The organism is Pseudomonas sp. 05N434 (assembly GCF_056396965.1).
In genome coordinates this window covers 1-14,128 of the sequence record NZ_JBFTMK010000058.1, presented here as the reverse complement: position 1 = coordinate 14,128, position 14,128 = coordinate 1, and the positions used below count along the sequence as shown (strand labels likewise).

General features: G+C 60.8%; 16 protein-coding genes and 1 pseudogene. 8 read left to right on the top strand and 9 right to left on the bottom strand.

What is annotated here, in order from left to right; all coding sequences use genetic code 11:
* Window positions 1–64, top strand: a 64-nt coding sequence (locus AC1DLB_RS06400; protein WP_477784753.1) for an alanine-zipper protein, incomplete at its 5' end; no start/stop codon positions are given.
* A 123-nt stretch (window positions 65–187) separates the two neighbouring features.
* Here AC1DLB_RS06400 and AC1DLB_RS06395 read toward each other — a convergent pair.
* From AC1DLB_RS06395 to AC1DLB_RS06385, 3 genes are all read right to left on the bottom strand, one after another.
* On the bottom strand, window positions 188–1,159 hold the full coding sequence (locus AC1DLB_RS06395; protein ID WP_477784752.1) for a L,D-transpeptidase family protein: 972 nt from the start codon (window positions 1,157–1,159) through the stop codon (window positions 188–190).
* 132 nt (window positions 1,160–1,291) lie between these two features.
* Window positions 1,292–1,585, bottom strand: a complete 294-nt coding sequence (locus AC1DLB_RS06390) for a hypothetical protein (protein WP_007899882.1) — start codon at window positions 1,583–1,585, stop codon at window positions 1,292–1,294.
* 56 nt (window positions 1,586–1,641) lie between these two features.
* Window positions 1,642–2,247 (bottom strand): arylesterase, encoded by a 606-nt coding sequence (locus tag AC1DLB_RS06385; RefSeq protein WP_018929801.1) that lies wholly within the window; start codon window positions 2,245–2,247, stop codon window positions 1,642–1,644.
* A gap of 10 nt (window positions 2,248–2,257) precedes the next feature.
* Between AC1DLB_RS06385 and AC1DLB_RS06380 the strand changes: the two genes are divergently transcribed.
* From AC1DLB_RS06380 to greB, 3 genes are read left to right on the top strand one after another with little or no spacing between them, the layout of a single operon-like run.
* Window positions 2,258–2,941 (top strand): ABC transporter ATP-binding protein, encoded by a 684-nt coding sequence (locus AC1DLB_RS06380; protein ID WP_007939984.1) that lies wholly within the window; start codon window positions 2,258–2,260, stop codon window positions 2,939–2,941.
* Window positions 2,941–5,445: an ABC transporter permease gene (locus tag AC1DLB_RS06375; protein ID WP_477784751.1), complete on the top strand. Its 2,505-nt coding sequence runs from the start codon at window positions 2,941–2,943 to the stop codon at window positions 5,443–5,445. The genes AC1DLB_RS06380 and AC1DLB_RS06375 overlap by 1 nt, the downstream gene beginning before the upstream one ends.
* Before the next feature lie 59 nt (window positions 5,446–5,504).
* On the top strand, window positions 5,505–6,002 hold the full coding sequence (greB, locus tag AC1DLB_RS06370) for a transcription elongation factor GreB (protein WP_018929803.1): 498 nt from the start codon (window positions 5,505–5,507) through the stop codon (window positions 6,000–6,002).
* A 33-nt stretch (window positions 6,003–6,035) separates the two neighbouring features.
* Here greB and AC1DLB_RS06365 read toward each other — a convergent pair whose 3' ends face one another.
* The 3 genes from AC1DLB_RS06365 to AC1DLB_RS06355 all read right to left on the bottom strand — a co-directional run bounded on the left by AC1DLB_RS06365 (window position 6,036) and on the right by AC1DLB_RS06355 (window position 8,565).
* Window positions 6,036–6,344, bottom strand: coding sequence for a hypothetical protein (locus AC1DLB_RS06365; protein WP_007939981.1), 309 nt, complete (start codon window positions 6,342–6,344; stop codon window positions 6,036–6,038).
* A gap of 261 nt (window positions 6,345–6,605) precedes the next feature.
* The gene (locus AC1DLB_RS06360) at window positions 6,606–7,040 is read right to left on the bottom strand and encodes a DoxX family protein (protein WP_477784750.1); all 435 of its coding nucleotides are present in this window, start codon (window positions 7,038–7,040) and stop codon (window positions 6,606–6,608) included.
* 103 nt (window positions 7,041–7,143) lie between these two features.
* Window positions 7,144–8,565 (bottom strand): MltF family protein, encoded by a 1,422-nt coding sequence (locus AC1DLB_RS06355; RefSeq protein ID WP_477784749.1) that lies wholly within the window; start codon window positions 8,563–8,565, stop codon window positions 7,144–7,146.
* 237 nt (window positions 8,566–8,802) lie between these two features.
* Here AC1DLB_RS06355 and AC1DLB_RS06350 point away from each other — a divergent pair, with 237 nt between their 5' ends.
* The 3 genes from AC1DLB_RS06350 to AC1DLB_RS06340 all read left to right on the top strand — a co-directional run bounded on the left by AC1DLB_RS06350 (window position 8,803) and on the right by AC1DLB_RS06340 (window position 11,705).
* Window positions 8,803–9,612 carry a TatD family hydrolase gene (locus tag AC1DLB_RS06350; RefSeq protein WP_018929806.1) on the top strand — a complete coding sequence of 270 codons (810 nt, stop codon included), beginning with the start codon at window positions 8,803–8,805 and terminating at the stop codon, window positions 9,610–9,612.
* 110 nt (window positions 9,613–9,722) lie between these two features.
* Entirely contained in the window at window positions 9,723–11,204 is a 1,482-nt protein-coding gene (locus AC1DLB_RS06345; protein ID WP_192350967.1) for a methyl-accepting chemotaxis protein, read from the top strand.
* Window positions 11,205–11,336: 132 nt separating this feature from the next.
* The gene (locus AC1DLB_RS06340) at window positions 11,337–11,705 is read left to right on the top strand and encodes an Mpo1-like protein (RefSeq protein ID WP_019582554.1); all 369 of its coding nucleotides are present in this window, start codon (window positions 11,337–11,339) and stop codon (window positions 11,703–11,705) included.
* Here the strand turns inward: AC1DLB_RS06340 and AC1DLB_RS06335 are convergent, their stop codons facing one another.
* From AC1DLB_RS06335 to AC1DLB_RS06325, 3 genes and pseudogenes are all read right to left on the bottom strand, one after another.
* Complete coding sequence (locus AC1DLB_RS06335) at window positions 11,706–12,503, bottom strand: acyl-CoA thioesterase (RefSeq protein WP_018929809.1); 798 nt, start codon at window positions 12,501–12,503, stop codon at window positions 11,706–11,708.
* Window positions 12,504–12,647: 144 nt separating this feature from the next.
* A pseudogene (locus tag AC1DLB_RS06330) lies at window positions 12,648–13,244 on the bottom strand (CHAD domain-containing protein); the annotation flags it as partial.
* Window positions 13,245–13,307: 63 nt separating this feature from the next.
* Window positions 13,308–13,586 (bottom strand): hypothetical protein, encoded by a 279-nt coding sequence (locus AC1DLB_RS06325; protein ID WP_111454876.1) that lies wholly within the window; start codon window positions 13,584–13,586, stop codon window positions 13,308–13,310.
* Between the two features lie 219 nt (window positions 13,587–13,805).
* Here AC1DLB_RS06325 and AC1DLB_RS06320 point away from each other — a divergent pair.
* A partial coding sequence (locus AC1DLB_RS06320; RefSeq protein WP_477784748.1) for a patatin-like phospholipase family protein occupies window positions 13,806–14,128 on the top strand: 323 nt, incomplete at its 3' end.

Here is a 14,128-nt window from a genome sequence, read left to right as displayed (position 1 = left end):
ACAGACTGCTGACGAAGCTAACGAGCGTGCTCTGCGCATGCTGGAAAAAGCTAGCCGCAAGTAATAATCCTTCGGGATTGTTATCAAGCCGATCCATTTTTTGGGTCGGCTTTTTTATTGCCTGAGGTTTCTGCAGGCCATAAAAAACCCGCCGATGCGGCCTGCATCGGCGGGTTGCTTTAACGCGTTACTGCTGCAGGTCGATCGGCGCACTCGAGACCATCGGTGCCGACGTATTCGGCACGGCGATTTCCACCGGCAGGCCATCCTCAGCGGCGACCACGTCGCGCACTACATCCCAGTTCATGCGCAAGTTGTTGGTGATGTCCTCACGCTTGAGCATCGCATTGATCACGGCGGTGTGCTTGTCGACCACCGAAGGGTTGCCTTTGTCATCCAGCGGCGTGTGCGCTTCCAGATAAACCTTGCCGCCACTGAGGCCGAACTTGTACGGATCGTTGAGGATGCGTACCGACGTCCCTACCGGCACCATGCTGGCCATTTCCAGCACGTTGTTGTTGAACATGCGGAAGCAACCGTGGCTGGTACGCATGCCAATGCCGAACTTCTTGTTCGAACCGTGGATAAGGTACCCCGGAGTGCCCAGGGTGAATTTGAATGGCCCCAGCGGGTTATCCGGGCCGGCCGGCACTACGTTCGGCAGTGGGTCGCCATCGGCGGCGTGCTCAGCCTTGATCGACGCTGGAGGGGTCCAGGTCGGGTTCGGCGTCTTGGCGACGATGCTGGTGTGGGCAATCGGCGAACCCCAGCCTTCACGGCCGATACCCAGCGGGAAGGTGTACACCACGTTCCGGCCTTTCGGGTAGTAGTAGAGGCGGTATTCAGCCAGATTGATGACGATGCCTTCACGCGGGCCAGGTGGCAGGATGAAGCGCGTCGGCAGGACGATTTCGGTACCGGCGCCCGGCAGCCATGGATCGACGCCAGGGTTGGCCGCGACCATTTCCAAATAGCCCAGGTCGTAGGTGGTGCCAAGGTCGRCGAAGGTGTCTTCGTATTTGGCCTTGATCACTTGCACCTGGCCGACAATGTCTTCACCGGGTGGTGGCAGGGGCAACTCCAATGCTGCAACGGGACCCGCCACGCAGAGCGCAGCAAGAGACAGGCAGCGGGTGACGGCGGGAAAGCGCGGCAACATCCGGAAAATCCTTCGCATGATCGACAAGGGTATAAAAACCCGATTGTACACCGCCGCCCGTTATTTCGGGGAGATGCAAGACCTGCGGCGAGGGGGATTACCTGTGGTGGAAGCTTTCCTGTGGCAAGGGAGCTACAGCTCGAACCGCAACTCAGGCCAGATCGGCGAAGTGCCGCGTTTTTGCGATTCCAGAATGGCCCGGCACAGCGAGCACAGGCGCTGGTCCTGGAAGACCGTGCGATCGACGCTCGACCAGCGTGGTTGCGCCGGCAACAGGCTGCCGCACAGGGTTCGGTCCGCCGAGCCGCCCAGTTCCAGCTGACGGGTCACCAGATGCACCCGCACTTCCTGGCAGGCGAACAGATCCAGCTGTTCGTCAGGCTCGATCAGTTGATAGGCAAAAAGGGACCAGGCGGGACGCGGCATCGGGGCCTCCAAATCGGGGGCGCCACCTTAGCCGAAACGCCGCCGCTAGAAAAGCGTCAAAGCAGCGGTTTCAGTGTCGGCCAGACATTTTCCAGCAACTTGCCCTGAGCCCCCGCCGCCGGGTGCAGGCCGTCGGATTGCATCAGGTCTGGATGACCGCCCACGCCGTCGAGAAAAAACGGCACCAACGGGATTTTTTTCTCGTCGGCCACCTTGGTGAAAGCCTCGGCAAATGCCTGGGTGTAACGCGCACCGTAGTTGGGCGGCAACTGCATGCCCAGCAGCAGTACCTTGGCACCACTGGCGCGGGAGCTGTCGATCATCGATGCAAGATTTTGTTGCAATTGTGTTGGCAGCATTCCACGCAGTCCGTCATTGCCCCCCAACTCGAGGATAACCAGCTCAGGCTTATGCTCTGCAAGCAGCGCCGGCAGGCGTGCCCGGCCTCCGGCACTGGTGTCGCCACTGATGGATGCATTGACCACCTTATCGTCGAAACCTTCGTGCTTGAGCCGTTGCTCGAGCAACGACACCCACCCCAACCGGGTATCCAGGCCGAAACCGGCGCTGATACTATCGCCAACGATCAGGACTGTACCCGCCGCTGCGTTCTGGGCCATGCACATCAAGGCCAGGCCAGCACTCAAAAACCACACACGCATCGGATTCTCCATGGGCGCAAGCATTCTCACCGCGAAGAACCTCAGCAAAGTGGTTCCCAGCGCGGAAGGTGAACTGACTATCCTGCACGAACTCAGCCTGGAACTGAACAAGGGCGATAGCCTGGCCATTGTCGGCGCCTCCGGTTCCGGCAAATCCACCCTCCTCGGTCTGCTTGCCGGCCTCGACCTGCCGAGCAGCGGCGAAGTCACTCTCGCCGGCCAAGGCCTGAGCAATCTCGACGAAGACCAGCGCGCGCGCATTCGCGCCGAGCACGTGGGGTTTGTCTTCCAATCCTTTCAACTGCTCGACAGCCTCAACGCCCTGGAAAACGTCATGCTGCCGCTGGAACTCGATGGCCGCAAAGACGCCCGTGAGCGCGCCACCGAGCTGTTGCAACGGGTCGGCCTGGGTCAACGCCTGACCCACTCGCCGCGCCAGCTCTCCGGTGGCGAACAGCAGCGTGTGGCGATTGCCCGTGCCTTCGCCGCCGAGCCCGATGTGTTGTTCGCCGATGAGCCCACCGGCAACCTCGACAGCCACACTGGCGAGCGCATCAGCGATCTGCTATTCGAACTCAACAAGGAACGCGGCACCACCCTGGTGCTGGTAACTCATGACGAACGCCTGGCACATCGCTGCCGGCGCCTGATCCGCCTTGAAGCCGGCCTGCTGGTCGCCCCTCTGGAGCCTTGATGGCACGCCTGCCGCTGTTGCGCCTGTTCAGTCTCGCCATTCGCCAACTGCTGCGCGATGCCCGCGCCGGTGAGTTGCGCGTGTTGTTCTTCGCCTTGCTGGTGGCCGTGGCGGCGAGTACCGCCATCGGTTACTTCGGCGCCCGCCTGAACGGCGCCATGATGCTGCGCGCCACCGAGTTTCTCGGCGCCGACCTGTTGCTGGAAGGCAGTTCGCCGGCGCGGCCGGAACAGATCAACAGTGGCATCGAGCTGGGCCTTGAACATGCTCAGGTGGTGGAATTTTCCAGTGTCATTGCCACCGACAACGGTATTCAGCTGTCCAGCATCAAAGCCGCCGATGACGTCTACCCGTTGCGCGGCGAACTGAAAAGCGCCCCCGCGCCGTTCGCGCAGGAAGCGCCCGGGGGCGGTCCGAAACCCGGCGAAGCCTGGGTTGAAGCGCGACTGCTGACTGCGCTGGACTTGAAGATCGGCGACAGCATCGATGTCGGCATGAAAACCCTGAAACTGGCGCGGGTGCTGACCTACGAACCGGATCGCGCCGGCAACTTCTACAGCCTGACGCCACGGGTGCTGATCAATCTCAGCGACCTCGAGGCGACCGGCGTGGTGCAACCCGGCAGCCGGGTCAGTTACCGCGAACTCTGGCGCGGCAACGCCCAGGCGCTGGAAACCTATCGTCAATTGATCAAGCCAGGCCTGGCCGCCAACCAGCGCATCCAGGATGCCCGCGATGGCAATCGGCAGATCGGCGGTGCCTTGGGCAAGGCCGAACGTTACTTGAACATGGCCAGCCTGGTAGCGGTGCTGCTGTCCGGCGTGGCGGTGGCGTTGTCGGCGACACGCTTCGCCACCCGCCGATTCGATGCCAGTGCATTGCTGCGCTGTCTGGGCCTGTCCCGCCGGGAAACCATGGTGCTGTTCAGTCTGCAACTGACGGTTCTCGGACTGCTCGCCAGCATCAGCGGCGCCCTGCTTGGGTGGCTGGCGCAGCTCGGGCTGTTTGCGCTGCTGCATGATTTACTGCCGACTGACGTTCCACCGGGAGGCCTGTTGCCGGCCATTGCGGGGATCGGCACCGGGCTGGTCGCGCTGGCCGGTTTCGCCCTGCCGCCGTTGGCCGCTTTGGGGCGAGTCCCACCGCTGCGGGTATTGCGCCGGGACTTGCTACCGATTCCCTCCAGCACTTGGATGGTCTATGGCGCGGCGTTGGGCGCCCTCGGCCTGATCATGTGGCGTTTGAGCCTGGACCTGGTGCTGACTTTCGCCCTACTCGGCGGCGGCGTGATCGCGGCACTGGTGCTTGGCGGTTTGCTCTTGCTGCTGCTCAAGAGCCTGCGCCGGATGCTGGCCCGCGCCTCATTGCCATGGCGTCTGGGGTTGGGCCAACTGTTGCGCCATCCACTGGCGGCGGCGGGTCAATCCCTGGCCTTCGGCTTAATTCTGCTGTCGATGGCGCTGATCGCTTTGCTGCGTGGCGAGCTGCTCGACACCTGGCAAAACCAGTTGCCGAAAAATGCCCCGAACTATTTCGCCCTGAACATTCTGCCGGCGGACAAACAAGCCTTCAGCGATCGGTTGATGGAGCTGTCAGCACAATCGGCACCGCTGTACCCGGTGGTGCCGGGACGGCTGATCAGCATCAATGGCAAACCGGTGCAGGAGATCGTCAGCAAGGACTCGGCCGGTGACCGGGCCATTCAACGCGACCTGAGCCTGACCTGGGCGGCGGACCTGCCGGCGGGCAACAAGCTCACCGCCGGCAACTGGTGGGATCAGCAACCGGCGGATGAACTACCCGGTGTTTCGGTGGAAGGCAAAGTTGCCGAAAGCCTCAAGCTCAAGCTCGGCGATCACATGGTGTTTAGCGTTGGCGGGGTCAATCGGGAGGCGAAAGTCACCAGCCTGCGGGAGATCAACTGGGACAACTTCCAGCCGAACTTTTTCATGATCTTCCAACCCGGCACCTTGAAGGATTTGCCGGCGACCTACCTGACCAGTTTCTATCTGGCACCCGGTCACGACCAGCAGATCGTCGACCTGTCCCGCAGTTTTCCAGCGGTGACCATCCTGCAAGTCGAAGCGTTGCTGGAGCAGTTACGCARCATTCTCGCGCAAGTGACCCTGGCAGTGGAGTACGTGCTGTTGTTCGTGTTGGCGGCGGGGATGGCGGTATTGTTCTCCGGCTTGCAGGCCACCCTCGATGAACGTATTCGCCAAGGCGCGTTGCTGCGAGCGCTGGGCGCCGAACGGCAGTTGCTGGTCAGGGCCCGGCGAATCGAGTTCGGTTTGCTCGGCGCGGTCAGCGGGCTGTTGGCGGCATTGGGCTCGGAACTGGTGAGCCTGGTGCTCTACCGCTACGCCTTCGATCTGCCCTGGCATCCGCATCCATGGCTGCTGGTCATGCCGCTGATCGGCGCGGCGCTGATCGGCGGTGCCGGTGTATTCGGCACGCGCCGCGCCTTGAACGCCAGCCCGCTGACAGTCTTGCGCGAGGGTTGATAAACTCAAGTACGCTTGTTTAAAAACCCGATTCAAGAACTCAACCACAAGAAGTCGCCATGAGCCGTTATCGCCCTCCCCGCACCGCCGGCACCGCGCTGATCACCCCCGAAGGTGAAGCGCGGATGCGCGCCGAGTTTCATGAGCTCTGGCATGTGCGCCGACCGCAAGTGACGCAATCGGTCAGCGAGGCGGCGGCCCAGGGCGATCGCTCGGAAAACGCCGAATACACCTACGGCAAAAAGATGCTGCGCGAGATCGATAGCCGTGTGCGCTTTCTCACCAAACGGTTGGAAGCGCTCAAGGTGGTCAGTGAAAAGCCCAGCGATCCGAACAAGGTCTACTTTGGCGCCTGGGTCACGATCGAAGACGAGGACGGCAAAGAGTCGCGCTATCGCATCGTCGGCCCGGATGAGCTGGACCTGAAGCTAGGCCTGATCAGCATCGACTCACCGCTGGCCCGCGCCTTGATCGGCAAGGCACTGGACGCCGAAGTGCGAGTGCAGACACCAACCGGTGAGCAGTGCGTGTATATCGTGGCAATCGACTATTTTTGAGCCACGGTGCTCTAAGCCGTAGAACCCTGAGCCTCAGCAGCGGGCAATCAGCCCTTGGCGCGCGACGCGGGTCAGTTGCCTGATCACTTCAGGCGCGTCCTCGGCGCTGGGTGCCTGAATCACCGCCAGATCGAAACTGTCAGTCGCGAAGCGCTCCAGCGACTCGCCATCTTCGACAAACTGGATCAGGAATGCTGCCGGACCGCCGGTGCGACGTGGCCAGCCATCGAGGTAACGCAACAGCGTCGGCTGATGTTTACCGCCAAGCAGGATTTTTGGATTGCGCTGGGTGAGATGTGCCGTAATCGGCGCGGGGCGTACAACGGGGTTCAATGCATTCATTGTGTCGTGTCTCTGCCTCAAAAGTCTGCATGGCAGGTGAGAGGCAACACCGAACCAGCGCTTTAGCGGTATTTCGAAGCCTGTTTCAAGCTTCTATCGGCAACTGAATGAGTCACCTGGCGCCCCGCAAGTAGCYGTTTAAATCGGCGCATGAGCAGCATCCTAGAGAAGCTGACCGGACAGTGTCAAGAATCGCCAGCAACAAAAAAAGGCCCGCACAGTGCATCACACTGCGCGGGCCTTTTTGTCGAGTCAGAGCGGTCAGTCGGAGATGGCGCGGTCGACCGAGAGCTTGCCTGCGCCTTCGATCAGCACTGCGAGGCTGCCACCGAGCAAGGCCAGGGCGAATTCATAACCGTTGTTGGCCATGAACAGACCGTTGCTGATGTGCACCGAGAAAATCGCAACCAGCGAGAGGAAGGTCAGCCCCAACGCCGCCGGACGTGCCAGCAGGCCGATGATCAGCGCCAGACCGCCGAAGAATTCAGTACCACCAGCCAGGATTGCCATCAGGTGACCGGGCGCCAATCCAATGCTTTCCATGTACTGCGCGGTGCCGGCAATGYCGTAGCCGCCGAATGCCCCGAAGAGTTTCTGTGAGCCGTGGGCCGCGAAGATGATGCCGACGAAAATCCGCAGAATCGTCAGGCCGTAGCCAGCGCGGGTAGACAGTACCTTGTTGATCAGTGTGCTCATGCTGTGTCATCCATTGTGAGAGTGTGTTGGTTGGTCGCCATATTAATCGGTTTATCTCATGTTAAAAGCGCAAAAAACGCACCATAACAATCAGATTAGTCGATCATTTACGTAAGGCAACTTTCTGCCCCTGAGGCTCCAACGATTCCCGCTCCCGATCGAACGCCAGGTAATACTTGTTCACGCTATTAACATAGCTGACAGCCCCCATTCCCACCTGCTCCATGGCGATGCGCTCAACCTGGAAAAACCACTGATTAGGATTCAGGCCGCGCCGCCGAGCCTCGGCCCGCATGCCCTGGACCCGCTCCGGTCCCATGTTGTAGGCCGCCAGCACGAACGCCATCCGTTCGCGCTCGTTGAGTTTGGGGCTGGCAAAGAATTTGCGGCGGATCATCGCCAGGTACTTGGCGCTGGCCTGCACATTGGCATCGAGATTCTGAATGTCACTGACGCCAACCCGTTGGGCGGCCGAAGGTGTTATTTGCATAAGGCCGGTGGGGCCACCGCCATTTCTGGCGGAGGGTTGCAACGCCGATTCCTTGAAGGCCAGCGCTGCCAGGTTCAGCCAGTCCATGTCCTGGGCTTGAGCGTGTTTTTGCAGCACCGGTCGAAGTTTTTCCAGGCGCTGACGATCGGCCTTGGCCAAGGGATAGTGCACTTGATACAGGCGCCGGTAGATCCGCAGGAACGCCGCATCCTGGTCCGACGGTTGCTTGTAGGTGGTCAGGAAACGGTCGATGCTCGCCCGCAGCATCGAGGCGTCGCGGCGTACGAACCAGTATTCMTCGCCCGGCTCACGGATGAGGACCTGTCGATCGAAGCGCAACTTGGGCAGGATCTTGCCCCAGCGCTCGGCGATCGGTTGCTCGACGATGGTCAGATGGAAGATCCCGCCCTGGACCATTTCCAGTACGTCCTCGACGGCCAGGCTTGGGTCGACCCACTCGATCTTCACCGGGGGCAGTTTGTGCAGCGCGAGCTTCTGATTGATCTGGCTGACCGCATCCCCGGCAGCACTACCGGTGGGCAGCGCGAGGGTTTTACCCGAGAGTTGTTCAAGGTGGGTGTAACGCCGTTCGCCTTTGATCCCCACCAGCAGTAACGGCACGTCGCTGGCAATCGGCTCACTGGTGCTGACCGCGTGCCCCGATTGCGGATCAAGCAATTCCCCCGGCGCGACCAGATCGCCCTCCCCGCGCTGCAACGCGCCGAGCAGTTGATCCTTGGCTTTGGGAATGATCTTGAGGGTGATTTCCTGGCCGTCACGGGCGTGGCCATTAAGGTATTGCTCGAAAGCCCGCAGGCGGTGGTATTCGACGCCGATGGCCTGGCCCTGAACTTCGCCGGAGCTGTTGCGGCTCTGGTTGACCAGCACCCGCAGCACACGGCTACTGCGAATCTCCGCCAGGTCGCGGACCTTGGCTGCCGGTACGGCTTGCAACGGCCCGGCCAGACGCGCAACCGCCGGCATCGGCAGCAGCAACGAACAACACAGCAGTAACAAAACCGAGGGACGTGTCATCCACTCTCCGGAAAGAATACTGGCCAACCTCATGAGAGATTTCATGACATCGGGCAACAGAAACAGAGCGCTTGAAGCGCTGATAAAGTGCGAGAGAGTGGCACAGTGATGGCAAATCTACCAACCCCGACCTGCCTCGCGGCCTCAACAGACAGCTTTAACTCGTTGTAGTTCTTGGTTTTTCTTATAAATCTACAGCTCTGATATGCTTTCCGGCCTTTGGTCCGAGGTAGCACCATGCAACTCATCGATATCGGCGTCAACCTGACCAACCCCAGTTTTGCCGACAAACACCAGGCTGTACTCGACCGAGCCTACGCTGCCGGGGTCTGCCAACTGGTGCTTACCGGGACCAGCGTCGAGGGCAGCGAACAGGCGCTGGAACTGTGCCGGCAACTGGACGAAAGCGCTCAACGACTGTTCGCCACCGCCGGCATTCACCCGCACTCGGCCAGCGACTGGAACGCCGACAGCGCCCAGCGTCTGCGCAGCTTGCTCAAGGAGCCGAACGTAGTGGCCGTGGGTGAATGCGGCCTCGATTTCAATCGTGATTTCTCGCCCCGCCCGCAACAGGAAAAAGTCCTAGAAGAACATCTGGCAATGGCGGTCGAACTGCAACTGCCGGTGTTCCTGCATGAGCGCGACGCCAGTCAACGACTGCTGGAGATCCTGCACGATTACCGCGATCAATTGCCGGCTGCCGTGGTGCACTGCTTCACCGGAGAAAAGAAGGCGCTGTTCAGCTATCTCGATCTGGACTTGCACATCGGCATCACTGGCTGGATCTGCGACGAACGCCGGGGCACGCACCTGCATCCGTTGGTCAAGGAGATTAAACGCGGGCGCTTGATGCTGGAGAGCGACGCGCCGTATCTGCTGCCCCGCAGCTTGCGCCCCAAGCCGAAGAACGGTCGCAACGAGCCGGCGTATCTGACTGAAGTGTTGCGTGAAGTGGCGTTGCATCGCGGGGAAAGCATGGAAGATCTCGCCGCCCACAGCACCGCCAGCGCCCGGGCGTTTTTCGGGTTGCCCTCGATCCCCCAGTAACCACTTGAGAACCGTGGCGGTCATTGACCCATATCAAGATTCGACGCACTGAGTAGCGGCACAATAATGGCACCTTGCCAAAACTGTTTCCGCTATCAGAGAAGACCTCCATGGGTGCCTGGCTTAGCAATATCTCGCTGAAATACAAATTCTGGGCAGTCAACGCCGTCGCCTTTGTCACCACCCTGTTGCTGGTGCTGTACGCCGTGCAGCTCGAACAACAGGCCCGCAGTCACGCCGCGCAAGTATCGGCCCAGGCCCAGGCACGATTGCTCAATGCCTGGCCTGCCGGGCAGCCGCTGCCCAAGGCCGACAACCTGCTGACCTTCAATCGTGGGCAGGCGCCTTTACTGAACGGGCAACCACTTCTGGAACTGACCGATACCCTCGGTTGGGTCCAAATCAATGCCATGCCGCTGTTCGGGGAAAATCCGTTGATGGGTGCCGAGGTGTTCGCTCGTCCCGACGGTCAACAGGTCGCGGTTGTTGCCTACAGCCCGAGCCTGAGCCAGGTGTTCGGCGAGCGCTTCACTCACTACGCGGTAGCGGTGTTCATCCTGATGCTGGCGATGCTCGGCGCGTCGCAACTGTTGATCCGCTTCCTGCTCAGCCAGCTCAACACCTTGAAAGACGTGATGCTCCACGTCGAGAAAACCGGTGACCTGTCGGCCCGTGTGCCCCTGGCCTGCAAGGACGAAGTCGGGCAGATGGCCAACGCCTTCAATGCCATGCAAGCCGGCTACCAGCGGGTGGTCAACACTGTCGCCAGCACCGCCCGGCAACTGGACGTCGGCGCCGCGCGACTGGCCGCGAGCATGAATGAAGTGCGTCACGGCATGCTCGGCCAGCAAAGCGAAACCGATCAGGCCGCCACGGCGATCAACGAAATGACCGCCACGGTCCATCACATTGCCCAACATGCCGGCGCCACCCGCGACCTCTCGCAAACCGCCGACACCCTGGCTGGCAGCGGTCAGGAAGTGGTGACTCGGGTGCAAAAATCGATTGGCGGATTGTCCACCGGCGTGCAGCAAACCGCCGAGATGATTCAGCGCCTGGCCGAGGACAGCCAGAAGATCAACGGCGTGGTCAACGTGATTCACAGCATCGCTGAACAAACCAACCTGCTGGCCCTGAACGCGGCCATCGAAGCGGCCCGGGCCGGTGAAATGGGCCGAGGGTTTGCGGTAGTCGCCGATGAAGTGCGCAACCTGGCCAAACGGGTCCAGACGTCCACCGACGAGATCACCACCATGGTTTCAGCGCTGCAGGCCGGGACTCGGGACGCGGTGGATTTCATGCAGGAAAGTTCGTACAAGGCGGACGACTGCATGCAACAGGCCCAGGAAGCCAGTGTGGCCCTGGCTGAAATCACCGGAGCGGTGGCGCAAATGCGTGAAAGCAATACGCAGATCGCGGTGGCGGCCGAGCAGCAGAGTCATGTGGCGGAGGAGATGAATCGGGCCGTGGTGAGCATTCGCGACGTGACCGAGAACACCGTGAAGCAGACCGTGAACTCGGCGATTACCAGCAATGAATTGGCGATGTTGGCCGGGGAATTGAGCAAGGCCATCGGGCAGCTCAAGCTTTAAGGGCCCGCGAAGGCAGTCAACATGAATATCGACCATGACCCCTATCGCGCCGATAGCCAGCCTTGATTCGCCGACGTCTTTCGCCCGACCTATTCTTTGTTCATGAGCCTCAACGAACCAAGGATAAGCATCATGGGCAAACGTCATCCCAACCTTCCCGCCTGGCAATGGCGCCTGTACCCGCACAATCACCAGCACCCGACCAATCTGGTGTTGCACCTGATTGCCGTGCCGCTGTTCATCGTGGCGTTTTTGCTGATGGTCTCGGGGGTGTTCAGCCTGGATCTGGCAAGCTTCGCAATTGGCGTCATCGGCCTGATTGCCGCCTTGGGCCTGCAGCGTCACGGTCATAGCCTGGAGGCGCAAGCCTCCGAGCCGTTCAGTGATCGCAAAGACGCAGTATCACGCTTGCTGGTCGAGCAGTTCCTGACCTTCCCCCGGTTTTTCTTCAGTGGCGGCTGGTGGCGCGCCTGGCGCGAACGCCACCGTCGCCATCGCTGATCAGGCGAAAATCGTGACGGTCTGCCGACTCATGGCGATCAACTGACCGTCTTCGCTCCAGAGATTGGCGGCGGCGTGCCCGTAGCCGTCGGCGGCATGTTCGATGTCCACCAGGTACTTGCACCAGTCCAGCGTACTCAGCGCCAGCAACGGCTGGACGAATTCGATGGTCCAGGTGAGCGTGCTGCCTGCCGCCGGTTTCTTCAGATGCGACAACAAGGACGGYGGCCAGGCGTCGACCAGCGCCAGGATATGGGCTTCGCTGACCGACTCGCCCTCCCCATCCCCGCGCAAGCGTACCCAACCACCCATGTCCCGCGATTTGTTACCAGTGAACGGCATGCCACCGATACTCCAGCGCATGGCCAGGTAGCGCATGAATTCCGGGGTCACGCCCTTGATGTACGGCAGTTCCTGACAGTCGTCCCAATGCTTCATCTCAGGAGCCGGGTTGGCCGCGACCACCACTTCGGAAGTTCGCGAAGCGCCGAAGCTGCCCTGGACCAATGTCACCACTTGCCCCTTCTGCATCGCCCGGCCCAGCACCTGGCTGACGGCTTTGCCTTCGCGCAATACGTCGACTTCAAAACTGACCGGTACATCGGGCTCGACCGGGCCAACAAAGGTGATTGCCAGCGAGCGCACCGGACGATCCGCCGGGACTTTTGCGCGCATGGCTTCGTATTGCAAGGCGGCGATCAGACCACCAAAACTCGCCCGCCCCTGGCCCCACTCAGGTGGAATAGACACTTCCTGCGGCTGGCTGCGAACAGCGTCGAGCAGATCGGAAAAGCGCATGGAAACCTCAGAGACTGGGAAATGGATGGAGCGATCTTAACCAGCCCGCAAGGCCGGCACAGCGCTTATTCCGGCCAAAATTACTGACAGATGGGCCGTGCTCGGCTGGAACCCACATTGGATTCGTGGGGATTCGTGGTGGTTTCAGGATTTGAAACAGGCTCTGCTGAGTTTGTCGAGAACACGGTCGGCGCGCTCTTCGGTCTGGGCCATGGTGGTTTTCCAGATTTCGACACATGGCTGCAAATCAGGCTCTTCCTTGGCGCGGGCCAGCCATTGCCAGCTGTCGTGCCAATCCCCCAAGGCAGCCTGAGCCGACTTCAGCCTGGGCATGGCCGCTTCCGGCAAACGATCCAGTTCGGGATAAGCTTCGATGCCATAACGCGCACGCTTGATCAGCAGGCGCAGACGATGGCGGTCATGGGCGGGATCGTGCAGGGCCTGGTCGAGTTTCTTCCATTGTTTGGCCAGGCGTTTTTCGATGCGCTGGCGCAAGCCCTTGAGCAAACCCTGGCGTTGGGAGGCCCGCAGGAACCGCGGAAAGGCGTCGAGGATCATCAACAACTGGGTCAGCTCCGGGCTCATCGCCACGGCGGGATAAGCCTCAGCCATCCGCGCCATGCGCCGGTGCGCGGCCTCGGGTTGATTGTGCTGGAGCAAGTACGCTGCCAGCACTTCACGATCACGCAACGGTGTGGTCAGTTGGCCGACCCGGGACGACGCTGCTTCCAGTTGTTCTACCCAACCACGGCAGACATCGCGTACTCCCTGAATCGAATTACCCTGAGTACGCTCCATCATGCCTCAACGGCCGGCGCGGGACTCACGAATGTAGAAGCGGGCCTTCTCGGCCTTCCTGGTACAACCTTCGTAAGCTTCGAATTGTTGCTGGGTCTTGGCACCGGTCAGCAACGACAGCGCCTTGGAGTAGCTGACAGTCCCGGCGAAACCCTCGGCCTTGGCCAGATCCAGTTCGTGCCAGGCAGCGTCGATCTGGCTACCGCAGCTGTCACGGTAAGCGGTTTTACCGGCACAACCGGCAAGCGCCAACGCAATCAAAGGCACACAAATCCAGGCTTTCATCACTCACACCTCAAAGATAGTAGACAGTCGTGCAGGTAAGACCGCTCTGGCGCGCGAAAAGTGCCTTGGACCCGCAGTGGAAACTATAGCGCTCGCGAGGATACCGACTCGCCTTCGTTGAGTGTCAAAAAACGACGCCAGCTCCCGTCGAACGACCATAGCGATTGAAGCGTGCCCCTCGTTGGGTGCATTGTTGAACCTTGTCAAAGAGGTCGATTCATGAAAAAGCGTGTCGCACTGGTGTTGGGCTCGGGCGGTGCCCGGGGCTACGCCCATATCGGCGTCATTGAAGAGATCGAACGGCGTGGCTATGACATTGCCTGCATCGCCGGTTGCTCCATGGGCGCGGTGGTCGGCGGGATCTATGCCGCCGGCAAACTCGATGATTATCGCGACTGGATCGAGAGCCTGGATTACCTCGACGTGTTGCGTCTGGTGGATGTCAGCTTCCGCCTGGGCGCGATTCGCGGGGAGAAGGTCTTCGGGCAGATCCGCAAGATCGTCGGCGAGATCAATATCGAAGACCTGCGCATCCCCTACAC